The 23,502-nt window shown below is 54.8% G+C and carries 19 protein-coding genes; 4 read left to right on the forward strand and 15 right to left on the reverse strand.

Annotated features, from left to right (window positions below; all coding sequences use genetic code 11):
- Positions 1-81: 81 nt before the first annotated feature.
- Positions 82-921 (forward strand): 3-mercaptopyruvate sulfurtransferase, encoded by an 840-nt coding sequence (gene sseA, locus AC07WB_RS14290; protein WP_097096423.1) that lies wholly within the window; start codon positions 82-84, stop codon positions 919-921.
- A 66-nt stretch (positions 922-987) separates the two neighbouring features.
- Here sseA and sseB read toward each other — a convergent pair whose 3' ends face one another.
- From sseB to trmJ, 5 genes are all read right to left on the reverse strand, one after another.
- On the reverse strand, positions 988-1,755 hold the full coding sequence (gene sseB / locus AC07WB_RS14295; protein WP_494940705.1) for an enhanced serine sensitivity protein SseB: 768 nt from the start codon (positions 1,753-1,755) through the stop codon (positions 988-990).
- 46 nt (positions 1,756-1,801) lie between these two features.
- On the reverse strand, positions 1,802-3,088 hold the full coding sequence (pepB, locus tag AC07WB_RS14300; RefSeq protein WP_494940706.1) for an aminopeptidase PepB: 1,287 nt from the start codon (positions 3,086-3,088) through the stop codon (positions 1,802-1,804).
- 62 nt (positions 3,089-3,150) lie between these two features.
- Positions 3,151-4,323, reverse strand: a complete 1,173-nt coding sequence (locus tag AC07WB_RS14305; protein ID WP_494940707.1) for an IscS subfamily cysteine desulfurase — start codon at positions 4,321-4,323, stop codon at positions 3,151-3,153.
- An 89-nt stretch (positions 4,324-4,412) separates the two neighbouring features.
- Positions 4,413-4,910: a Fe-S cluster assembly transcriptional regulator IscR gene (gene iscR, locus AC07WB_RS14310; RefSeq protein WP_097096419.1), complete on the reverse strand. Its 498-nt coding sequence runs from the start codon at positions 4,908-4,910 to the stop codon at positions 4,413-4,415.
- 135 nt (positions 4,911-5,045) lie between these two features.
- Positions 5,046-5,789: a tRNA (cytosine(32)/uridine(32)-2'-O)-methyltransferase TrmJ gene (gene trmJ, locus AC07WB_RS14315; RefSeq protein WP_097096418.1), complete on the reverse strand. Its 744-nt coding sequence runs from the start codon at positions 5,787-5,789 to the stop codon at positions 5,046-5,048.
- A gap of 121 nt (positions 5,790-5,910) precedes the next feature.
- Between trmJ and suhB the strand changes: the two genes are divergently transcribed.
- Positions 5,911-6,714 carry an inositol-1-monophosphatase gene (gene suhB, locus AC07WB_RS14320; RefSeq protein WP_345829858.1) on the forward strand — a complete coding sequence of 268 codons (804 nt, stop codon included), beginning with the start codon at positions 5,911-5,913 and terminating at the stop codon, positions 6,712-6,714.
- Between the two features lie 35 nt (positions 6,715-6,749).
- Here suhB and AC07WB_RS14325 read toward each other — a convergent pair whose 3' ends face one another.
- The 3 genes from AC07WB_RS14325 to AC07WB_RS14335 form a co-directional block, all read right to left on the reverse strand.
- Positions 6,750-7,763 carry an MFS transporter gene (locus AC07WB_RS14325; RefSeq protein ID WP_097096417.1) on the reverse strand — a complete coding sequence of 338 codons (1,014 nt, stop codon included), beginning with the start codon at positions 7,761-7,763 and terminating at the stop codon, positions 6,750-6,752.
- 197 nt (positions 7,764-7,960) lie between these two features.
- A complete protein-coding gene (locus AC07WB_RS14330) occupies positions 7,961-8,938 on the reverse strand; it encodes a nickel/cobalt transporter (RefSeq protein ID WP_494940708.1) in 978 nt (325 codons plus the stop codon).
- Positions 8,929-9,555, reverse strand: coding sequence for a DUF1007 family protein (locus AC07WB_RS14335; RefSeq protein WP_097096415.1), 627 nt, complete (start codon positions 9,553-9,555; stop codon positions 8,929-8,931). The genes AC07WB_RS14330 and AC07WB_RS14335 overlap by 10 nt, the downstream gene beginning before the upstream one ends.
- Positions 9,556-9,710: 155 nt before the next feature.
- Between AC07WB_RS14335 and csiE the strand changes: the two genes are divergently transcribed.
- The gene (gene csiE, locus AC07WB_RS14340) at positions 9,711-10,979 is read left to right on the forward strand and encodes a stationary phase inducible protein CsiE (protein ID WP_400456831.1); all 1,269 of its coding nucleotides are present in this window, start codon (positions 9,711-9,713) and stop codon (positions 10,977-10,979) included.
- Here csiE and AC07WB_RS14345 read toward each other — a convergent pair.
- Both AC07WB_RS14345 and glyA read right to left on the reverse strand, forming a co-directional pair.
- A complete protein-coding gene (locus tag AC07WB_RS14345) occupies positions 10,976-12,115 on the reverse strand; it encodes a 3-phenylpropionate MFS transporter (RefSeq protein WP_400456833.1) in 1,140 nt (379 codons plus the stop codon). The genes csiE and AC07WB_RS14345 overlap by 4 nt on opposite strands.
- Before the next feature lie 129 nt (positions 12,116-12,244).
- The gene (gene glyA, locus AC07WB_RS14350) at positions 12,245-13,498 is read right to left on the reverse strand and encodes a serine hydroxymethyltransferase (protein WP_494940709.1); all 1,254 of its coding nucleotides are present in this window, start codon (positions 13,496-13,498) and stop codon (positions 12,245-12,247) included.
- 339 nt (positions 13,499-13,837) lie between these two features.
- On the opposite strand from glyA, the gene hmpA reads away from it, so the two are divergent.
- Positions 13,838-15,022: an NO-inducible flavohemoprotein gene (gene hmpA, locus AC07WB_RS14355; protein ID WP_494940710.1), complete on the forward strand. Its 1,185-nt coding sequence runs from the start codon at positions 13,838-13,840 to the stop codon at positions 15,020-15,022.
- A gap of 50 nt (positions 15,023-15,072) precedes the next feature.
- Here hmpA and glnB read toward each other — a convergent pair whose 3' ends face one another.
- From glnB to purL, 5 genes are all read right to left on the reverse strand, one after another.
- Positions 15,073-15,411: a nitrogen regulatory protein P-II gene (gene glnB, locus AC07WB_RS14360; RefSeq protein ID WP_007886217.1), complete on the reverse strand. Its 339-nt coding sequence runs from the start codon at positions 15,409-15,411 to the stop codon at positions 15,073-15,075.
- Between the two features lie 75 nt (positions 15,412-15,486).
- On the reverse strand, positions 15,487-16,818 hold the full coding sequence (gene glrR / locus AC07WB_RS14365) for a two-component system response regulator GlrR (RefSeq protein WP_097096410.1): 1,332 nt from the start codon (positions 16,816-16,818) through the stop codon (positions 15,487-15,489).
- A 2-nt stretch (positions 16,819-16,820) separates the two neighbouring features.
- Positions 16,821-17,489: a two-component system QseEF-associated lipoprotein QseG gene (qseG, locus tag AC07WB_RS14370; protein WP_345828713.1), complete on the reverse strand. Its 669-nt coding sequence runs from the start codon at positions 17,487-17,489 to the stop codon at positions 16,821-16,823.
- Positions 17,490-17,492: 3 nt separating this feature from the next.
- Entirely contained in the window at positions 17,493-18,920 is a 1,428-nt protein-coding gene (locus AC07WB_RS14375; protein ID WP_494940711.1) for a sensor histidine kinase, read from the reverse strand.
- A 643-nt stretch (positions 18,921-19,563) separates the two neighbouring features.
- Complete coding sequence (gene purL / locus AC07WB_RS14380) at positions 19,564-23,454, reverse strand: phosphoribosylformylglycinamidine synthase (protein ID WP_345828709.1); 3,891 nt, start codon at positions 23,452-23,454, stop codon at positions 19,564-19,566.
- Between the last annotated feature and the right edge of the window lie 48 nt (positions 23,455-23,502).

Consider the following 23,502-nt stretch of genomic DNA (forward strand, 5'->3'; position numbering starts at 1 on the left):
CAACTTTAGCAATCATGCCCTTGAGATAGCGTTCACATTCCCGGAGACTGGTCTTTTCCCGTTTGCTGAGAAGAGGTTGCTATGACAGCCATATTTGTGTCCGCCGATTGGTTGAAAGAACATTACAACGAGGAAACGTTGCAGGTTATTGACGCCCGCATGTTGCCACCCGGCCAGGAAGCCGTAAGGGATCTGAAGGCTGAATATCTTGCCGGCCATTTGCCGAATGCACCGTTCTTCGATATCGAAGCGCTTTCAGATCATACCAGCCCCTATCCGCATATGATGCCGCGCGCCGAAGCCTTTGCGGTAGCAATGCGCGAGCTGGGCATCAGCCGGGATAAACATCTGGTGGTGTATGACGAAGGCAACCTGTTCTCCGCGCCGCGCGCGTGGTGGATGCTGCGCGCCTTCGGTTGTGAAAACGTGTCAATTCTCGCCGCGGGATTACAGGGCTGGAAGGCCGCCGGTTTCGAATTAGCCAGCGGGCCGGTTACTCTGCCAGAAGCGGAATTTGAGGCGACCTATGACAGTACGCAGGTAAAACGTCTGACCGACGTGCTGCTGATTAGCCATGAAGGCGGCGCACAGATTGTGGATGCGCGCGCGGCTAACCGTTTTAACGCCGAAGTAGATGAGCCGCGTCCAGGGCTGCTGCGCGGTCATATACCTCATAGCCTCAACGTGCCGTGGAACAGTTTGGTGGCGAACGGTGAACTGAAACCGGCGGCAGAACTGCGCGATTTGTTTGAAAAAGCAGGCGTGAAGCTGGATCAGCCGGTGATTGCCAGCTGTGGTTCCGGTGTGACGGCGGTGGTGGTGATTTTGGCGCTGACCTCACTTGGCGTACGCGATGTGACGCTGTACGACGGTTCGTGGGGGGAATGGGGCAGCCGCGACGATTTACCGATTGAGAAGTGATGATCAGGTCGCCATGAATGGCGACCCTACATCAAAGGTGCGCATTCATGCGCACCAGGCAATACATCAAATAATCCGCTGGCTGCCTTTGAAATCGCGCAGGAAACTGCCCCAGCGACGCTCGTAAAAAGGCGTAATGTGGGCAGTAAAGAAATGGCTGACGCCGCGATCTTCACTCACCACTTCACAGATATCAATCGGTGCATCATCGGCGAGCGTATCGGTTGCCACCCCGCCCGCTGCCTGAATAATCTCATCAATATCGCTATCCGCTTCGATGCCAATCAAAAGATTCGGCTCTTCCGCTGCGCTTTCACGAATGCTGGCAACGTAAGCACGGCGCACCTGCTTATACTTGGCAAACAGCTGCGTCAGCGAGTCAATCATCTGCGCCGGTGGCTCAGCCACTTCGGAGAGCAGCAGCGCTTGTCCGCCTTCCAGCACGGTTTGCTGACTCAGCGCACTGCCCTCTTCACTCAGCAAATGAGCAATTTCGCCCGGCGAAAACTCTTTGCCGGCAGGCAGTTTCGCATTGAGAAACAGCGTTTCGCCCTGTGTAATCTCAAACAGCGTACGCACCGGCATGCGCAGATACGGCTGTTCACCTTTGATCGCCTCGCCCATCGCTTCTTCGGAAGTGAAGAACGGGATTACGCTGCCGCCGCCCTCTTTTTCCCAGTGCTGTAACTCAACCGGTGAGGTGGCATCAAACTGTTCGTCAGGGCTTTCGCCAGGTACCCAAACATCGGCTTCCAGCAGCAGTTGGAAAAATTCCGGACGGTGCGCAGGCTCAGTGGCGGCCAGCTTCAGCACCTCTTCAAGACGGTTACTCATGTAGTCATTTCCAAAAAAAGCAGGCCTGCGCCTGCCGTGATGGGGATTATTTCAGCAATAGATTGGCGACGGTACGCACACCCAAACCGGTTGCACCGGCGGACCACTGATCCACCGCACCTTTGCGATAGGTGGCAGAGCAGTCAATATGCAGCCAGCCCTGCTGGTATTTGCTGACGAAATGCGACAGGAACGCGGCCGCGCTGCTGGCACCCGCCGCGTGTGACGGGCTGGCGATGTTATTCAAGTCGGCAAAGTTCGAAGGCAGATGGCTGCGATGGAATTCCGCCAGCGGCAGACGCCAGAAGGCTTCGTTCTCACCGGTTGCGCTGCCGAGCAGCGATTCGGCCAGCACATCGTCAAAGGTAAATAGCGCGTGGTAATCGTTGCCCAAGGCCGTTTTCGCTGCGCCCGTCAGCGTGGCGGCATCAATCAGCAGCTCTGGATTTTGCTCGCTGGCATCGATCAGGCCATCGGCCAGCACCAGACGGCCTTCCGCATCGGTGTTCATTACTTCAACGGTTTTACCGTTGCGATAGCGGATGATGTCACCCAGACGGAACGCGTTGCCGCTCACCATGTTGTCTGCGCAGCACAGGAACAGTTTCACGCGCTTGTTCAGACCACGCGAAATCGCTAACGCCAGTGCGCCGGTCAGCGTTGCCGCGCCGCCCATGTCGGACTTCATTGAATCCATAAAAGCGCTCTGCTTGAGGCTGTAACCGCCGGTATCAAAAGTAATACCTTTACCCACCAGACACGCATAAACCGGTGCAGCTTCATCGCCGGTTGGGTTGAAATCAAGCGCCAGCAGTACCGGTACGCGCGAGGAACCACGCCCAACGGTGTGGATGCCGGCATATCCCTGCTCGCGCAGATCGTCACCTTTGGTAATGCGATAGCTCACCGCTTTGCCGCCGACTTCGCTGATCAAATCAACCGCGTTATGCGCCAGCTGCTCGGGGCTGAGATCTTCCGCCGGCAGGTTGATGGTGTCGCGAACCCAATCAACGATCTTCAAACGACGCTCAAATTCAGCTTGATCGACTTCATTGAATTCCGGCCACTCGACCTGGCGCTTGCCTTTCGGGCTACGATAGCCTTGCCAGAATGCCCAGCATTTTTCCAAATCCCAGCCTTCGCCGTGCAGCGCAACGTGGCGAATGCCCTGACCGTCCAGCTTGCGCCCGGCGCGCTGGATGCTCATCAGCGCGTCGGCGCCAGTCAGGTGAACGGTCATGCCACTTTCGTTGCTGCTCAGCAATGCTTTGTCACCCCAGCGCGCGTCGGCGGCCTGGGAGCTGAGCGTAATTATCATCGGTTGTGTTGTCATCGCGTGGCTCCGTTTGCGTTAGGTGTCACCTTGCGCCAGAACCGGCGCAAGGGGTGCATGAATTAGCGGGAGGTTGCCGCAGGCGATACTGCCCGCAGGCGCGTTACCGCTTTATTAACCAGCTCGACAGCGTACTCAATTTCTTCTGCGCTTGTGAAACGTCCGAGCGAAAAACGCAGCGAGCTGTGTGCCAGCTCCTGCTCAACGCCCATTGCGCGCAGTACATATGAGGGTTCGAGACTGGCCGAGGTACAGGCGGAACCGGATGAGAGCGCCAGATCTTTCAGCGCCATAATCAGCGATTCGCCATCAACGTGGGCAAAACTGATATTGAGGATGTTTGGTGCGCCCTGTTCGAGCGAACCGTTGAGGTTCACATTACCCAGTTTACTGATGCCGCTCCACAGACGCTGGCGCAGCTCAGCCAGACGCGCCATTTCGCTGCTCATCTCTTCACGCGCAATGCGATAGGCTTCGCCCATGCCAACAATCTGGTGCACCGGCAAAGTGCCTGATCGCATACCACGCTCGTGTCCACCACCGTGCATCTGCGCATCGATTTGCAGACGCGGTTTACGTCGCACCCACAGCGCACCGATGCCTTTGGGTCCATATAGCTTGTGCGCCGAGAACGACATCATATCCACCGGCAGTTCACTGACGTCAATCGGTAACTTGCCGACGCTTTGGGTGGCATCAACGTGGAACAGCACATCTCGCGCATGGCACAGCGCGCCGAGGGCAGCGATATCCTGAATCACACCGGTTTCATTATTAACGTGCATCAGCGACACCAGCACCGTATCGTCGCGCAGTGCAGATTCAAGCATCTGCGGCGTGACAATGCCGTCGCTGCCCGGCTGTAAGAACGTGACATCAAAGCCTTCATGCGCCAGCTGCAAACAACTGTCGAGCACCGCTTTGTGTTCGGTTTGGCTGGTAATGATGTGTTTGCCGCGCGCCTGATGGAATTGTGCTGCCCCCTTAATTGCCAGGTTATCAGCTTCTGTTGCGCCAGAGGTAAAAACGATTTCACGCGGATCGGCATTGACCAGCTCAGCAATCTGATTGCGAGCAACATCAACGGCCTCTTCAGCCTGCCAGCCAAAACGGTGAGAACGGGAAGCGGGGTTACCGAAGGTGCCATCCATGGTGAGGAACTGCATCATTTTGGTGGCAACACGTGGATCGGCAGGCGTGGTGGCTGCGTAATCCAGGTAAATCGGTAATTTCATTGCGCTAAAACTCCGTATAAAAAATCATACGTCTTTATAGCATGCTTCGGCCTAACCTACCTTAGCAGGAAAGGCCGAAGTGAGATCAATTACGCGCGGAGATTAACGTTGATGGTTTCTTGCACACGATGCTGCTGGAAGCGGCGATTATCGATCGCGTTCTGACGATCGGCAACATCGAGGATTTCCTGATTATTCACCAGTTCCGCCAGCGTGATGTTGTTAAGGAAGTCGCTGATGCGCTCACTCAGATCGCGCCACAGAACGTGCGTCAGGCAACGCTCGCCGCCCTGGCAGCCTTCTTTACCCTGGCATTTGGTGGCGTCGACAGATTCATCAACGGCGGTGATTACCGCACCCACGGCAATGGCGCCAGAGTCTTTACCTAACAGATAACCGCCGCCCGGACCACGAACGCTGGCCACTAAGCCATGCTTACGTAAGCGTGAGAATAACTGCTCCAGATAGGATAGCGAAATGCCCTGACGCTCAGAAATGTCAGCTAGCGGCACTGGGCCTTCGTGTGAGTGCAGTGCAACGTCCAGCATAGCGGTTACGGCATAACGTCCTTTGGATGTCAGTCTCATAGCATACAACCTCGTAAGCGTCCGTCCGGTTATCGGCGGGTTATCTGATGAATTGACGCCAGTCTGACATTCCCGAGTAAAACGGTCAACTATTTAACCAAGTAATTTACTCAACTATTTAACCAACTGTTTAACTCAACTATTATCCCCATTACCTTTGCGCTTTTCGAATGAGGCCATCATGCCGCGCAGGATATTTAGCTCATCGCGTTCCGGACGTGCGCGCGTGTATAAACGACGCAGCTTGCTCATCACCTGGCTTGGCGTGCCTTCACGAATAAAGCCGCTGTTCAACATCATCTTCTCAATGTGCTGATAGAAGCGCTCCAGATCGTCGACCAATGGATACGGCGATTCTTCAGGCTCGGCAACCGGCGCCGCTTTATCTTGCGCGTCCAGCCACGCCATCCGCACTTCGTAAGCGATGATCTGCACTGCCATCGCCAGATTTAGCGAGCTGTATTCCGGATTGGCCTGAATCGCCACATGGTAATGACACTTCTGCAACTCTTCGTTGGTCAACCCCACCCGCTCACGGCCAAATACCAGCGCAACCGGTGCCTGCTGGCCCTCTTCCACGCTTTTAATGCCGCACTCACGCGAGTCAAGCATAGGCCACGGCAGGGAACGCGAACGGGCGCTGGTGCCGACGACTAAACTACAACCGGCAATGGCTTCATCCATGGTATCGACAATGCGCGCATTGCCAATGACATCGCTGGCGCCGGCGGCGAGGGAAATGGCCTGAGAATCAGGTTTTACCAACGGGTTGACCAGATAAAGGTTGGTTAAACCCATGGTTTTCATGGCGCGTGCGACAGAGCCCATGTTGCCGGTGTGAGACGTTTCTACCAGTACGATTCGGATATTTTGCAGCATAATTAGAGGCGATCAGGGAAATGATGGCGCGCATCCTAACATAAAAGTAGGACATTTGCTGAACACACTGATATACTCCGCGCCGTTTTCCCCGTTCTTTAACATCCAGCGAGAGATACCGATGCATCCGATGCTCAACATCGCCGTGCGCGCAGCGCGCAAGGCCGGAAATTTAATTGCCAAGAATTACGAAACCCCGGACGCTGTCGAAGCCAGCCAAAAAGGCAGCAACGACTTCGTTACCAATGTTGACCGCGACGCAGAACGTCTGATTATCGAAGTAATTCGTAAATCGTACCCGAAACACACCATCATCACCGAAGAAAGCGGTGAACTGGCGGGCGAAGATCAAGACATTCAATGGGTAATCGATCCGCTGGATGGCACCACCAACTTCATTAAACGTTTACCCCACTTCTCAGTATCTATCGCTGTGCGCATCAAAGGCCGCACCGAAGTGGCTGTGGTTTACGATCCCATGCGCAACGAACTGTTCACCGCCGTACGCGGTCAGGGCGCACAGCTGAACGGTTATCGTCTGCGCGGCAGCACCGCTCGCGATCTGGACGGCACCATTTTGGCTACCGGCTTCCCGTTCAAGCTGAAGCAGCATGCCACTCCTTACATTAATATCGTAGGCAAACTGTTCACCCAGTGTGCGGATTTTCGTCGCACCGGTTCGGCTGCGTTGGATCTGGCTTACACGGCGGCTGGACGCGTGGATGGTTTCTTTGAAATTGGCCTGAAGCCGTGGGATTTTGCGGCGGGCGAACTGCTGGTACGCGAAGCGGGAGGCCTGGTGACTGACTTTACCGGCAACCACGGTTACCTGATGTCAGGTAACATTGTCGCCGGTAACCCACGCGTGGTTAAAGCGATGCTGGCCACCATGCGTGAAGAATTAAGTGAAGCGCTGAAGCGCTAAGTAAGAGAAGGCGGCTGAATCAGCCGCCTTTTTTATTACCGACGTTCGTGACTTAATACCTGATGCGGCTGTGTCTTACGACCAATCCGCCCCAAAACGCCCGCCAGAACCGCTTCGATGATCAGCATAAAGAAGGTAAACCAGCTTGCTTTTGCCGTTGCCGCAGCCGCTTTCTCAGCAACTTCACGTGCTTTCTGCTCCGCTTGCTGTTTCAACTGCTGATACTGCTGTACGGCTTTTTGGTAACTTTGCTCGGTCTGCGTAACAATTTGATCAACTTCCTGATCGCTTTTACCGGTACGAGCTTTAATAATATTTTTCAATGCGTCGCGATCGGCCGCTTGTAAGGTATCGGAATGACGACTCATTACCCCTTTCAGCCAATTTGCCAGATCGGTATCCGCATTTTGTGGATTTTGCGCGCTTTGTTTCGCCTGATCCTGCGCATTATTTGCTTCGCTATTTACCTCTTTTTGTAAATTCTCAGGTTGTAATTCCGGCTTACCCGTCTGACGAAGGGTCGTTTGCAGTTCATTCTTTAAATCATCCAGATTAATGTTATTTTCCTGAAGCTGTTGTTTTGCCATATTGGTTACCGATGGCGCAACGGCTGAAATTCCACTGCCTACGGCATTAACACCCGCACCTAAAATATTAAAAGCGCCGCCAATAATACCGGTTGCTAAGGTTATCGCCAGCCACAGGGTTAAAATGGTACTCACACCAAACATCAATAACCCATGTAGTGCGCCCTCCCGTTGCGCCAGCCGTCCAGCGACATAGCTACCTACACCAATCGCCAACAGCATACTTACGCCGGTCCAAATTAACGCCCCCGTGCCCAGATGTTGCAGCGGATTTTGTTCCTGTTGCGGATCGATGGATGTCGCGCCAATGGCTGTACCTAAAATACCTAATAATATATGGATGATTAGCGCAGCGATAACGCCGGCAAATACTGCGCTCCAGGAAATACGTTTCAACGGTAAACCGACATGGGCTTCATGCACAGTTTCCACGCTGCCATTATTAATCCGAGATTCAGGCATCGTTCTCTCCTCGCAAAATATCACGATAATTTTTTATTATTGCTAAATGGACCAGAAGTCTCACTGGTGTAAATGAGCTTAGTAAGAGAACGCTATTTTCACCAGATAACAACGAATGAGATATTTAATTATATGAAGTAGAGAACAAAAATAAACGCAGCGGAAGGATGTTCCCGCCGCGCTTATTATTTTTTTACTTAAATGAAAGGACGAATTCCGCCGCCAATACCCGGCGAAGCACTTTGCCACAAAGCAACGCCTGCAGCGATTAATAGCACGCTTCCCAATAAAGCGAGCAGCGGCATCAGCAGCTTTGCTGACTGGCCGGTGCCACGTGAATTTCCTAAACGTAGCGCCAGTGTACGTGAACGCTGCACCAATAAACCCAGTGCCGAAACGGTTAATGCCGTGCCCGCCGCCATCGCCACGGCTGATGCCACACCCCAGACATAAACACCAATTACTTTAGAAAACAGCAGCATCATAATGGCACCGGAACAGGGCCGCAGCCCCATGGAGAGCACCACCAGCGCCTGCGTTTTAGCGCTCACTGCCTTGTCCATCTGCGCCGCCGTTGGCAGATGCGCGTGGCCGCAACCGCAGTGTTCATCATGCTGATGCTGCAGTTGAATCGCTCGAATCTGCATTCTCTGCGCAGGACGTAAATATTGGCTCAGCAAACGTAGTGCACGCCAGCCTACCCACACGCCAAGCGCAATCACCAGCAGATAACTGCCCTTCTCCAGCCAGTAGCTGCCGAGATGCAGCTGCCGTGATGAGGTCTGCAGCACCACCAGCATCATCGTGACTAAACCGATCGCCACGCCGCCCTGTAACAATGCCGCCAATAGCGTCAGCTTCAGGCTGGTTTTGAGCTTCGCGGGATGCGTTGCGAGAAACGTACTGATCACCACTTTGCCATGCCCCGGGCCAAGCGCGTGAAGCACGCCGTACGCCAGGCTAAACAGCATCAGCGTTCCCCCCGCCTGCTGCGGTTTTTCAGCCACCTGTTGCAAGAGTTGCGTCATCTCGCGATTGAGAACTTTTTGCCACAGCACGCTTTGCAGCAAAATTTGCGTCCAATGCTGCCAAAGCAGCACGCCAGCCAGCAGCAGCAACACCGCCATTAGCCACAGCGGCCATAGACGACGTGAAGGAGAAGAAATCAATGACATGTCAGGGTTACCGTTTGGGCAAATTGCTGGCCGAGATCCATATCTTCCGGCGGCGCATCGGCCTTATCCAGCGACAGCGCATACTGCTTGAGCGAGTCATCGGGTTTAGGCGTATGCAAATCGATTTGGCAGTGTGATTTAACGGTGTCGTCCATGGTTAATGCCTGCGGATTGTCGTAATACATATCCACGAAATAGCTCGGATCAAACGTCTGAATGCGATACTGCTTCGCGCTCAATGACTGCGGCTCACCCAGCGGCACAATAAACTCCAGCACCGCTTTGTTACCCGCGCGCGACAAGTTGTACTCTTTCGGCAAGTTGAGGAATTTAACCCGATTTTTGTCTTGCCACACTTCGGTGAAGTAGTGCTGACCCAGCACGTTAGCCATCACCTGCGCCGCCAGCTTTTTCCACACCACATCGCCGGGCTTCGCTTTTCCTGCGTCGTAGAGCAGGTCAGCCGAGGTGATTTCATCCATGGTCCAGACCATTTTCATACCACTTAAACGATCGTTTTCACTGATGAACTGGGTTTTCATATCAATAAAGCTATGCGGATGAGACCAGGCTAGCGTGCTGAATAACAGCGTAAACGTAATGAGAGCAATTTTCATGTGTTATAACGTAACAATTTTAAAGTGAAGTGGAGAGTGGTCCAGAAAAATTGTGACCCGCCCTAAAGCTCTGAACAAAAGTCACGACAAAGTGCAGGGCTACCACGTGGAGTTAGCTATTCTTAGCTCAAAAATGACCTGCGGATTAACCCTTGATGAGTTCTGCACCTTCTTCTGCACCACTCTTCAGCCGTTCCCAGCGTCGTTGTCATCTGCTACTGCTGCTATTTCTGCCCGCTCCCGCGTTGACGCTTGAAAAGCTCTGCCAGTTAAATGGCGTGGCGCCTGTTGTCGCCAGACAGGATATCGCGGATGTGGGAGAGGAGATACAGCGTTACCATCAACTGGAGCTACACCAGATGGTAGATGGCAGCTTCCGCATTCATGGGACGGAACTGGACAGGCGACTCTGCCTGATCCACTGGCTGCGACGCGCGCTGCGTTTGTCGCAGGATTTCGTCTGCGAGCATTTTGCCCCGGTTCTGCGCCAGCGCCTGAAAGTATTGAAAATTGAGAAAGCGCTCTGGGATGAAACCAATCTGCAGGCGTTAATTCAGCACTGTAGCCTGCGACTCGCGCGTGAGTTTAGCCCACGCGATCGTCTGTTTTTGCAGATCTTTATGAAATATTCCCTGTGCCAGCGCCAAAACGCCATCTTTAGCGAGGCGCAGCGCGCGTGGCTGGCAGAGAAGATAGAACGAAGCGCCGCTGATGATGTTATCCACCATTGGCAGAAACGCTGCCATATAGCGCCTGATGTGAGCGAAACCGATTTCTGGACGCTGCTGTTTAGCCTGATTCACGCGCCTGATGGTGCACAGCTCCGCGATCCTCAGGCGGTGAAACTGATGGGTGCGGTACACGCGCTCATCGCACGCTTTGAACAATTGGCGCAGACACAGTTCAGGAATCAGCCTGAGCTCACCCTGCAACTCTTTACCCATCTGGCGCAGGCGCTGGACCGCAGCCATTTCGCTATCGGTATCGATAACAGCGTGGCGCTGGATGTGGCACGGCTTTACCCACGCCTGCTGCGCACTACGGAGCGCGCACTGCAGCATTTCAGCAGTGATTTTGGCACGCGTTTTAGCGCTGAGGAAGTGAGCCTGGTGGCGGTGTTATTTGGTGCCTGGCTGATGCAGGAAAGTGCGCTGCAGGAAAAACAGGTCCTGCTGCTGACCGGCGCAGATTCGGCGCTGGAAGAGCTGCTGGAGCAGCAGCTACGTGAGATGACGCTGTTGCCGATCAACATCACTTATCAAGACGTGATGCACTTTCAGCGTGAAGGGGCATCACGTGATATTGCGCTGGTCATCACGCCCTATGCTATCTCGTTACCGCTTTTTTCACCGCCGCTGATTCATGCCGAGCTGCCGCTGAGTAGCCATCAGCAGCAGCGCATTCGCCAGCTGCTGGAGACTTAAGCCACGCGCGGGCGCAGGAACAGTGCCGGAAGCGCCACGAGGGCCATCACCCAAAACAGGTGTCCTTGCAGATGGGTGAAAAGTACGCCGCAAATCATCGTCATTACCGCAATACCGCCGCCCATCGCCAGCGCGGAGTACAGCGACTGCAAACGAATCACTTCTGCGCCTTTGCGTGCGGCAATAAAGCGCATCGCAGCCAGGTGGCAAACGGTAAAGCTACCACAGTGCAGAATCTGCGCCACGATCAGCAGCGGCAACGCCGTGCTGGAACCGAGCAACGTCCAGCGCACAATGGCGCATACGCCAGATAGCAGTAGCAGATCGCGCGCGGTCCAGCGGCGGAACAGCTTGCTGCTGAGGGCAAAAACAACGATTTCGGCCACCACGCCCAGCGACCACAAATAACCGACAATTGACGCTGAATAGCCACTCTCTTGCCACCAGATAGCGCTAAAACTGTAATAGGCTGCATGCGCGCCCTGCAATAACGTTACGCACAGCATGAAACGCCATACGGCATTTTCACGCAGCAGCTCACGCCATGCTTGCCAGCCTCCGTCGGTCGTTGCCTGACGTTCATTGCCTTGTGGTTTCGTCGCTGGCGTTAACATCATGCCGCCTAACATGCTCATCGCCCCCAATGACAGCAGCACGAGAATCGCCTGTGATGAAAAGGCGCTGACTAACATGCCGGTCAAGGCGGAACTGATGACAAATGCCAGCGATCCCCAAAGGCGAACCGGGCCGTAAGCCAGGCCGATTTGCTGGGTCCAGGTTGCGGCTAATGCGTCGCTGAGGGGCACCAAAGGCGAGAAAAACAGGTTAAAGCCCACCATGACTAACAGCAGCCACATCCACTGCTGTCCAATCCAATAGCCGATCGCAAACAGACATGTCATTAACGCCAGCAGGCGTAGCGCGGTGATGAGCTGCGAGGGATTTTTCACCTGGGAAGCAATCAGCAAACTCCCCACAAAACGAGCCACCATGCCGCAACCAATGAGCAGGCCAATTTTTTCGGCATCCAGACCGGTGCCTTTTAGCCAGACGCTCCAGAAAGGCAGGTAAATACCGTAGCAAAAGAAGTAAGTAAAGTAGCCTAATCCGAGCCATTTGGCCGAGCCGATTGCCATATTCCCTCCAGCAAAAAATGCTGCTCAGCAGCATGAGTGGCCGCTACTTTGTCAGAGCCCCGCGGCCACGGCAATAAAAAAAGGATGGCTTACGCCATCCTTTTTATACCGCATCGGCAAGCGTAAAACTTACGCGTATACCGGCAGACGGGTGCAGATATCCAACACTTTCTGCTTAGTGTGTTCGATAGTTGCTTCGTCGTTAATGTTGTCCAACACGTCGGCGATCCAGCCCGCTAATTCACGGACTTCAGCTTCTTTGAAGCCGCGACGGGTAACGGCTGGAGTACCAATACGGACGCCAGACGTCACGAATGGGCTTTTCGGATCGTTTGGTACGCTATTTTTGTTTACGGTAATGTTGGCGCGGCCCAGAGCAGCATCCGCTTCTTTACCGGTCAGATTTTTGCTTACCAAATCGATCAGGAACAAGTGGTTGTGCGTGCCACCCGAAACGATGTTGTAGCCGCGCTCAAGCAGTACTTCCACCATCGCTTTGGCATTCTTAGCAACCTGCTGCTGATAAGTTTTGAACTCTGGCTCCATCGCTTCTTTGAACGCCACCGCTTTGCCAGCAATCACGTGCATCAAAGGACCACCCTGACCGCCCGGGAACACCGCGGAGTTCAGTTTTTTGTACAGCTCTTCGTCACCGTTTTTCGCCAGGATCAGGCCGCCACGTGGACCCGCCAGGGTTTTATGAGTGGTCGAAGTAACGATGTGTGCATGTGGAACAGGGTTTGGATAGACATCTGCCGCGATCAGACCCGCAACGTGTGCCATGTCAACGAACAGGTACGCGCCAACGCTGTCAGCGATTTCACGCATTTTGGCCCAGTCGCAAATGCCAGAGTAGGCAGAGAATCCGCCTACGATCATTTTCGGCTTGTGGGTTTGCGCCAGCTCAGCCAGTTCGTCGTAATTGATTTTGCCGGTTTCATCGATGCCGTAAGGGATAACGTTATACAGCTTGCCAGACAAGTTAACCGGAGAACCGTGCGTCAGGTGACCACCGTGCGCCAGATTCATACCCAGAATGGTGTCGCCCGGCTGCAGCAGCGCGGTATATACCGCGAAGTTGGCCTGTGAACCCGAGTGCGGCTGCACGTTAGCGTAATCTGCGCCGAACAGCGCTTTAGCACGATCAATTGCCAGCTGCTCAACGATATCAACGTATTCGCAGCCGCCGTAGTAGCGCTTGCCCGGGTAGCCTTCAGCATATTTGTTGGTGAGCTGTGAACCTTGTGCCTGCATTACGCGTGGGCTGGTGTAGTTTTCAGAAGCAATCAGTTCAATGTGCTCTTCCTGACGCACTTTCTCTTGCTCCATCGCCTGCCACAACGCGGCATCATAATCGGCAATGTTCATATCACGCTTTAACATCCGGACTCTCCTGACTCAGCTTACTTTTTAACGGCAGTTTAGGCCCCGGCAAAGGGGCGAAGGCGAACAGTGTAAACGGTTTTGCCAGGTGACGGTAGCGCCAACACCCTCTTTTTGCGCAATCGATTGGCATGGCGTTGGAACGGGTTTTTTACGCTTTTTTTGCAGCCAGTAAATCATGATATTTCCTCACTCTAATCCCGATAAAATTTCAGGTTTGCGGCCCAGCCCGCACCTTTTTTGCTTAATCCTTAAGCATTACGAGGGATTTACAGGCGCTTAGATTGAACTTAAGATGCATTTAAAATACATGTTTAAATTCACCCTAAGGATTTCACCATGCTTGATGCCCAAACTATCGCCATTATCAAATCGACATTGCCTGCTATAGCGCAAATCGGCCCCCAGCTTACCGGCCATTTTTATCAGCGCCTGCTAACGCAGCATCCCGAATTGAAAAATGTGTTCAACATGAACAATCAACGCAGTGGTAATCAACGGGAAGCGCTGTTCAATGCGATCGTCGCTTATGGCAGCAATCTGGAAAATCTGGCCGTACTGCTGCCTGCAGTAGAAAAAATTGCCCAGAAGCATGCCAGCTTAAATATTCAGCCCGATCAGTACGCCATCGTCGGAGAAAATTTGCTGGCAACCATTGATGAGCTGCTGCATCCGGGTGAAGAGGTGCTAACCGCGTGGGGTAAAGCTTATGGCGTGCTGGCGGATGTGTTTATTCAGCGAGAAGAAGCCATTTATCGTGAATCCGAAGAGAAAATAGGCGGCTGGCGCGGCGCGCGTGATTTCCGTATTCGCGCCATCAAACAGGAAAGCTCCGTGATCAAAAGCTTTGAGCTGGTGCCAAATGATGGCATGCCGGTGGCGGCCTTTCTGCCCGGCCAATATCTGGCCATTAGCCTGCATCCAGCGGGCAGTGAAAATATCCAGCACCGCCAGTATTCTTTAACGCATCAGCCTAACGGCAAATTTTATCGAATTGCCGTGAAGCGCGAAGCCTTAGGCAGCGTCTCGGGCTGGCTGCACGATAACGCGCGGGTCGGAGATATCGTGCAGTGCGCTGCGCCAGCTGGCGATTTCTTCCTGCAGGCGCACCCTACGACGCCCGTTACGCTGATTTCGGCTGGCGTTGGTCAAACGCCCATGCTGGCGATGCTGGCAAATCTTGCCGAGCAACAACACCCTGCCGCAGTCAACTGGCTGCACGCGGCTGAAGCGGGTTCACAACATGCCTTTGCTGAAGAAGTGCAGGCACTCGGTGCACGTCTGCCAAACTTCACGCCACACATCTGGTATCGCCAGCCGGCAGCCACCGATGCCGGGCGCTTTGATGCGCAAGGCTTGATGGATCTGGCGAGTATCTCTTCCGCACTCAATCAGGCCGATCGTCAATTCTGGATCTGCGGCCCGCTGTCGTTCATGCAGTTTGTCGCACGTCAGTTAATTGATGCGGGTGTAAACGCCGATCGCATTCACTACGAAGTGTTTGGCCCACACAAAGTGTTGTAAAACAAAAAGCCTGCGCAAGGCAGGCTTTTTCAGGTAATGCGCGGAGGGGCTTAAATTGCCTCTTCGTCCTCTTCACCGGTACGAATACGTACCACGCGCGCCACGTCGAAGACAAAGATTTTGCCATCACCAATTTTGCCGGTTTGCGCGGTTTTCATAATGGTTTCTACGCAGGTGTCGACGATGTCGTCACCCACCACCATTTCGATTTTCACCTTTGGCAGAAAATCGACCATGTACTCGGCACCGCGATACAGTTCAGTATGGCCCTTCTGACGCCCAAAACCTTTCACTTCACTGACGGTCATCCCGGTGATGCCTACCTCGGCTAAAGCTTCACGTACATCATCGAGTTTGAATGGTTTGATAATTGCATCGATCTTTTTCATGACAGATCCTATTTAACTCCCTCCATGATGGACGGATACCGTTAGTATAATTGTTCCTGACGCTGCCGCAGCAAGCTACTCTTTAAATTCGCTGGCGTCCAATTCATGGCGCGACAGCAGCTTATAGAATTCAGTACGGTTACGTCCAGCCAGACGCGCGGCGTTAGTCACATTTCCTTTGGTCATCTGCAGCAGCTTGCGCAGATAGTTCAGCTCAAATTGATTGCGTGCCTCAACGAAAGTAGGCAACGCAGTATTTTCTCCGGCCAGCGCCTGCTCCACTAGCGCATCCCCGATCACCGGTGCGGTACTTAGCGCTACGCACTGCTCAATCACATTCACCAGCTGGCGTACATTACCCGGCCACGACGCGCCCACCAGCCGTTTCATGGCATCGACAGAGAAACTGCGCACAAAGGGTTTATGGCGATCGGCGGACTGACGCAGCAGATGATTGGCCAAGAGCGGGATATCTTCCGCGCGCTCATGCAGCGCGGGAATTCTGAGATTTACCACATTGAGGCGATAGTAAAGATCCTCGCGGAAACTTTTTTTCTCCATCGCTTTCGGCAAGTCGCGATGCGTCGCCGAAATAATACGCACATTAATAGTTAAATCGCGGTTGCTGCCTAGCGGGCGCACTTTGCGCTCCTGCAGAACACGCAGCAGTTTCACCTGTAGCGCCTGCGGCATATCACCAATTTCATCAAGGAATAGCGTGCCGCCTTCCGCAGCCTGGAACAAGCCTTCGCGTGCGCTAACGGCACCGGTAAACGCGCCTTTGGCGTGGCCAAACAGCTCAGATTCCAGCAGTTGCTCCGGCAGCGCGCCGCAGTTAATCGCAATAAACGGTTTTGTCGCGCGCGGGCTGGCCGCATGAATCGCCTGCGCCAATACCTCTTTACCGGTGCCGCTTTGACCATTGATCAAAATACTGACGTCGGATTGCGCCACCATATGTGACTGCTCCAGCAGGCGCAGCATTTGCGGATTACGCGTCACAATCGCTTCACGCCATCCCTCATCGCCGATGGGCGCACGCTGCGCCAGCGCTTCATCAATCGCTTTGTAGAGCGCATCACGGTCCACCGGTTTTGTCAGAAAGCTAAACACGCCTTGCTGGGTCGCCGAGACGGCTTCCGGAATCGAACCGTGGGCGGTGAGGATGATGACCGGTAATCCCGCGTGACGTTTCTGGACTTCGCCGAACAGAGCCAGACCGTCCATCTCATCCATGCGCAGGTCGCTTATCACTAAATCGACCTTCTCTTTTTGCAGATGACGCAACGCTTCCGGGCCACTGGCCGCCGTCGCCACCTGATAACCTTCACTGCTCAGACGCATACCAAGCAATTTCAGTAAGCCCGGATCGTCATCCACCAGCAGTAAGCGTGCGGCTTGTTTCATGATTACTGATCCTCACTTTGCACATCGCTACCGTGCGATGTGTCGCTGCTGTCTGCGGCTTTGCGCGATGACAACTGGCGTTCAATATCCGTTAAACGCTCGAGTTTGCGTTGGGTATCCACCAGCGACTGACGCATTTTGGTTTGCTGCTGGCGCAGGTTATCCATTTCAGCATCATTACTCTGCTGCAGGGCAGCGTAACGTCCACGCGCTTCACTCAGCTGCAGCTGGGCCGCTTGATTACTGCGCCACAGCTGCAGCAACGGCCGAACTGACGCCGGATAAAAGGTGCCGTAACTATCTAAGGTATCGACATAAGTGCGGCGCTCAACCGGCGTTACGTTGCCGTTCGACAGTAAGATGCCTTGCTTAAAGGCGCGCGCCCATCCCTGTACCGGCCAGCGACGCGCTTCGGCGCGCGCTTCAGCAGGTGATAAGCGCTCTGCACAATCAATGGCACGCTGCCAGTAAAGCGGGTTACTTACAGCGGCTGGCGTTTCGATTTGCCACAGGTTTTGGCAATCGGTCGCCAGATAATCGGGCAGACGCACGTCCGGCTCAGGCAAGCTGGCGCCATTATGCTGCGCAGGATCGCGTGAGGGGGCCTGGCAGGCGCTAAGGCCCAACGCCAGCAATGCACAGCTCACAAATTTGCATAGGGTTAATTTCATTAATCAGGCATTCCCGGCGCTGGTCGTCAAAATTATACGAAAACAGACATCCGCATCCTTGCGCGTTACCAACTGCAAATCACCTTGCATCCTGCGCAGGCAATCTTTGGCAATGCTTAAACCTAGCCCACTGCCTTTAACCGGCCCTTTACGCTGTTGGCTGCCCTGATAAAAGGGCTCGAAAATCATCGCCTGCTCTTCAGCCGGAATTGGTGTGCCGGTGTTTGCCACCTCAATCCACACCTGGTTGCCTTTCTGCTGGCTCTGCAGCCAGATGTTACCGGATTCACTGCCGTAGTTCACGGCGTTCGAATAGAGGTTATCAATGACGCGCTGCAGCAGCGTGGCTTCCGCCAAGCAGTGATGAACTTGCAAATCTACGTGCGTTGTCAGTGCTCGCGCGTTAGCCGGCAGTGAATGTACTTTCAGCACCGCAGCGATGATGTCATTTAACGCAACCGGTTCCAGCGTCAGGGGGCCATCGGCCAGCTTGCGGTTGTAATCCAGCAATTGTTCAATCAGCCGCTGTAAATGACGGCTGCTGGTATCGAGTATCGCCACCACTTCCTGCTGCTCGGCATTCAGCGGTCCAGCGACCTGATCGGCCAGGAGTTCTGTCCCTTCGCGCAGGCTGGCGAGCGGCGTTTTCAGTTCATGGGAGAGATGGCGCAAAAATTCATGGCGCTGCGCTTCCAGCCAGCTCAGACGCTCACTCAACCAGACAATGCGTTGTCCCAGCGAGCGAATCTCGCGCGGGCCACGAAAACTGCCGCTATCACCCAGCGATCTGCCCTCGCCCAGACGATTAATCATGCGCTCAACACGTTTTACTGGGCCAATGATCATGCCGGTAAACAGCAAAACCAGCACCAGGCTAATCAGGAAGAGAATCAGTGCCTGCCAGCCAAAGAACTGACCGCGATCGGCAATTTCACGCTGCAGTTGGAGGCCGCGCGAAAACACCACTTCACGCGTCGCCTGAACCATTTGCGTGTTGGCGTTGGAAAATCGTTCCAGCGCACTACCAGCCTGAGCTTCGGGATTCCCGTTATCGCATTGCATCTGCTGCAACTGCGGCAAAGTGGTTTGCAGCACTTTAAAAGAGGGAAGATCGGGCAAACTGGCGGCGTGGCTGCTCAGCATCTGGCCGTAGCGCGTCCACTGCGTTTGATATAGCTTCGCCAGTGACACATCACCTAATACGCAATATTGGCGATAGCTACGCTCCAGCTCAAGGGCGGTACGCGCCATTGCCTCGCTACGACGAACGTCGGTGAAGGTATTGCGGTTGGTATCCGCCGCCTGATTGCTCAGCGCCGAGAGGCTTTCCCACGCTTGCCATGCCAGCACCAGCAATGGTAGTAGTACCAGCAGAAAGGCCATCAACACCAACTGCCGCAGGGATCGGGGGAACAAACGCCATTTCTTCACAACCGCGCTTCCTTAAATGTGAGCTGCAGGCATGCTAGCGAAGTATCAAAACGGAAGAAAGGCCGGATATGAAAACGGCAGGCCTTTTGGCCTGCCGTGAGAGCGACGCCGCAGCATCGCTTGCAAAATAGGTGGAGCCTAACTCAACGTTGCGTCCGATGTTTGATAACGTTGCAAAGCAAGCGATTATCGGTGAGGTGGACGACAGGCTCCGTTTGGTGCGTCATTCAGTTTTTATGAGCTCAACCGCCGAAGCGGGGCAATCATAAACAGGAGAATGAGCCACGATGTGAGTATAGCAAGTATCGTGCCAGAAAATAAATAGTGTTGATTATCAGAGGAGTGCCAACAAGGCAGCGAGAATTGTCGGTAAAGCGGACCGATTGGTCAGATACAAGTGTCGCCAATTAGCAACGCGTTAAGAGCCCTCATTTTTCAACATTATAAATCAATGGGTTAAATGTCACCTTTTGACGACACTGACATGGCGGGATTGTCGCCTTTTTCCGACAGCTTGCATACTTGTGCGGTTTTTAGCCAGGTCACCATTAATGGCGACCCTACAAAAAAATAAAGGCCGCGGTTAGGCGGCCTTGTAAGGTGCGCATTGGTGCGCACCAGCATAACAACTCAAGATTAACGCTTAGCCCAATTGCTTACGTGCGTTGCGGAAGATACGCATCCACGGGCTGTCTTCGCCCCACTCTGCCGGGTGCCATGAGTTGCTCACGGTGCGGAACACGCGCTCAGGATGCGGCATCATAATGGTCACACGACCGCTTTCGTTGGTGACTGCGGTGATGCCGTTTGGAGAGCCATTCGGGTTCGCCGGATAGCGCTCCGTCACTTTGCCAAAGTTATCGACGAAGCGCAGCGCCACCAGACCTTTGCTCTCCAGCTGTGCCAGATGCGCACCGTCACGCACTTCGACAAAACCTTCGCCGTGTGATACGGCGATGGGCATGTGCGATCCTACCATGCCGTCCAGCAGCAGCGATGGGCTCGCCGCCACTTCGACCAGGCTGAAACGCGCTTCGAAACGCTCGGACTGGTTACGTACAAAGCGTGGCCACAGTTCGCTGCCTGGAATCAGTTCACGCAGGTTCGACATCATCTGGCAGCCGTTACACACGCCCAACGCCAGCGTTTGTGGACGATGGAAGAAGTTCTCAAACTCATCACGTACGCGGCCGTTGAACAGGATGGATTTGGCCCAACCTTCCCCCGCACCCAGCACGTCACCGTAAGAGAAACCACCGCACGCAACCAGCGCCTGGAACTCTTCCAGGCCGCGACGACCGGCCAGCAGATCGCTCATGTGCACGTCAACCGCAGTAAAGCCAGCGCGATGGAAGGCCGCCGCCATCTCCACGTGGGAGTTGACGCCCTGCTCACGCAGCACCGCCACACGCGGACGCGCGCCGGTGGCGATCATCGGTGCCGCAACGTCCTCTTCTGGCTTAAAGGTTAGATGCACGTTCAGACCTGGGTCCTTGTCATCTTTCTTCGCTTCATGCTCCTGATCGGCACAGGCTGGGTTATCACGCAGACGCTGCATCTGCCAGGTGGTTTCTGCCCACCAGGTACGCAGCGTGGTGCGGCTTTCGCTGTACACCGCACTGTCGCCAGAACGGATCACGAAGCGGTCGCCCGGCAGCGCTTTACCCATCACGTGCACGTTAGCGCTCAGGCCGTGGTCAGCGAACACCTGCTCCACTGCCGCGCGATCAGCGGCGTTGATTTGCAGTACCGCGCCCAGCTCTTCGGTGAACAGCGCTGCCAAAGCATCGCTGCCCAACGCGGCGATATCAACGTCGATACCGCAGTGTCCGGTGAAGGCCATTTCTGCCAGCGTCACCAGCAGGCCGCCGTCGGAACGATCGTGGTAGGCCAGCAGTTTCTGCTCGGCCACCAGCGCCTGAATAGCATTGAAGAAGCCAGCCAGCTGAGTGGCATCACGCACATCGGCTGGCTTGTCGCCAAGTTGGCGATAAACCTGCGACAGCGCGGTTGCGCCCAAGGTATTAGCGCCGTTACCCAGATCCACCAGCAGCAGCAGATTGTCTTGATCGGCCTGCAGCTGCGGCGTGACGGTGCGACGCACATCTTCAACGCGCGCAAACGCGGTGATCACTAATGACAACGGCGAGGTCATTTCACGCTGCTCGGTGCCTTGCTGCCAGCGGGTTTTCATCGACATCGAATCTTTGCCTACTGGGATAGTGATACCCAGCGCCGGACACAGCTCTTCGCCAACCGCTTTCACTGCGGCATATAAACCAGCATCTTCTCCCGGGTGGCCGGCTGCGGCCATCCAGTTCGCAGATAGCTTGACGCGTTGCAGTGAACCAATTGAGGTGGCTGCGATGTTGGTCAGCGCTTCGCCTACCGCCAGGCGACCGGAAGCCGCGAAGTCGAGCAGCGCGACCGGTGCACGTTCACCAAGGGAGAATGCTTCACCATGATAGCTATCGAGGCTGGCGGTGGTGACGGCGCAGTTGGCAACGGGGATCTGCCATGGACCCACCATCTGATCGCGCGCGACCATGCCGGTTACGCTGCGATCGCCGATGGTGATCAGGAAGGTTTTTTCCGCCACGGTTGGCAAATGCAGCACACGATGCACCGCATCAGCAATCGTAATACCCTCACGCTGCAGCGCATCGCCTTTGGCTTGCTGGCTGGCAACATCGCGCGTCATCTTCGGCGTTTTGCCCAGCAGCACGTCGAGCGGCATGTCGATTGGCTTATTGTCGAAATGGCTGTCAGCGAGGTTCAGATGCAGCTCTTCGGTGGCTTCACCGATCACCGCATACGGCGCGCGCTCACGCTGGCACAGCTCATCGAACAGCGCCAGCTTCTCTGGCGCCACCGCCAGCACATAACGCTCCTGCGATTCGTTACACCACACTTCCAGCGGGCTCATGCCTGGCTCATCACTGAGGATGTCGCGCAGGTTAAAGTTGCCGCCGCGGTTACCATCGCTGACCAGCTCTGGCATCGCGTTCGAGAGACCGCCCGCGCCGACGTCGTGGATAAACAGAATCGGGTTGGCTTCCCCTAGCTGCCAACAACGGTCAATGACTTCCTGGCAGCGGCGCTCCATTTCCGGGTTGTCGCGCTGTACCGAAGCAAAATCAAGATCGGCATCTGACTGGCCTGAAGCCATCGAAGAAGCCGCACCGCCGCCCAAACCGATGTTCATGGCCGGACCGCCCAGCACGATCAGCTTGGCGCCCACCACAATCTCGCCCTTCTGTACGTGATCGGCACGGATGTTACCGATACCGCCCGCCAGCATGATTGGCTTGTGGTAGCCGCGCAGTTCTACGCCATTGTGGCTGTTAACGCGCTCTTCATAGGTACGGAAGTAGCCGTTAAGGGCCGGACGACCAAATTCGTTGTTGAATGCCGCGCCGCCCAGCGGGCCTTCGGTCATGATGTCCAGCGCAGTGACAATGCGATCCGGCTTACCGAAATCCTCTTCCCACGGCTGTTCGAAGCCTGGAATGCGCAGGTTCGAAACCGAAAAACCGACCAGTCCGGCTTTTGGTTTCGCGCCACGGCCGGTTGCGCCTTCATCGCGGATTTCGCCACCGGAACCGGTCGCGGCACCCGGCCATGGCGAAATGGCAGTTGGATGATTATGGGTTTCGACTTTCATCAGGATGTGCGCTTCTTCCTGATGGAATTGATATTCGCCCTGCTGCGCATCCGCGTAGAAGCGACCAACCTCAGAACCTTCCATCACCGCGGCATTGTCTTTATAGGCCGACAGCACGTGCTCAGGGTTATGTTCAAAGGTGTTTTTGATCATTTTAAACAGCGATTTCGGCTGCTTTTCGCCATCAATAATCCAGTCGGCGTTGAAGATCTTGTGACGGCAGTGTTCGGAGTTTGCCTGCGCAAACATGTAGAGCTCAATGTCGTTAGGATTACGCCCCAGCTTAGTAAAGGCATCAAGCAGGTAATCGATCTCATCATCGGCCAGCGCCAGGCCCAGCGTGGTATTGGCCTGTTCAAGCGCGCGGCGGCCTGCGCCCAGCACGTCGATGCTTTTCAGCGGCTGCGGCTGATGATGGGCAAACAGCTGCTGCGCATCGCTGAGGTCAGCGAATACGGTTTCCATCATGCGGTCATGCAGCAGGCTGGCAAGCTGCTGCCACTGCGCTTCCGTCAGCTCGGGGGCCTGCACATAGAAAGCCATACCGCGCTCAAGGCGTAACACCTGGGGCAGATCGCAGTTGTGTGCGATGTCGGTGGCTTTCGATGACCACGGCGAGATGGTGCCGGGACGCGGCGTAACCAGCAACAGACGCCCTTGTGGCGCATGTTCGGCGAGAGAAGGACCGTATTTCAGCAGGCGTTGCAGGCGGGCGTGTTCATCCGCGCTGAGCGGTGCGCTGACATCGGCAAAATGGACGTACTCGGCGTAAATATCACTCACTGGAAGGTGAGCGTCCTGAAAGCGGGTCAGCAGTTTGTTTACACGAAATGCCGACAGAGCGGGCGAACCACGCAGAATTTCCATCATTAAAGATCTCTCGTCTTTGAAGTGCCGGGCGACGCTTCATTGGGCGCA

It is taken from the genome of Pantoea sp. GW821-FHT03E06 (assembly GCF_059420725.1).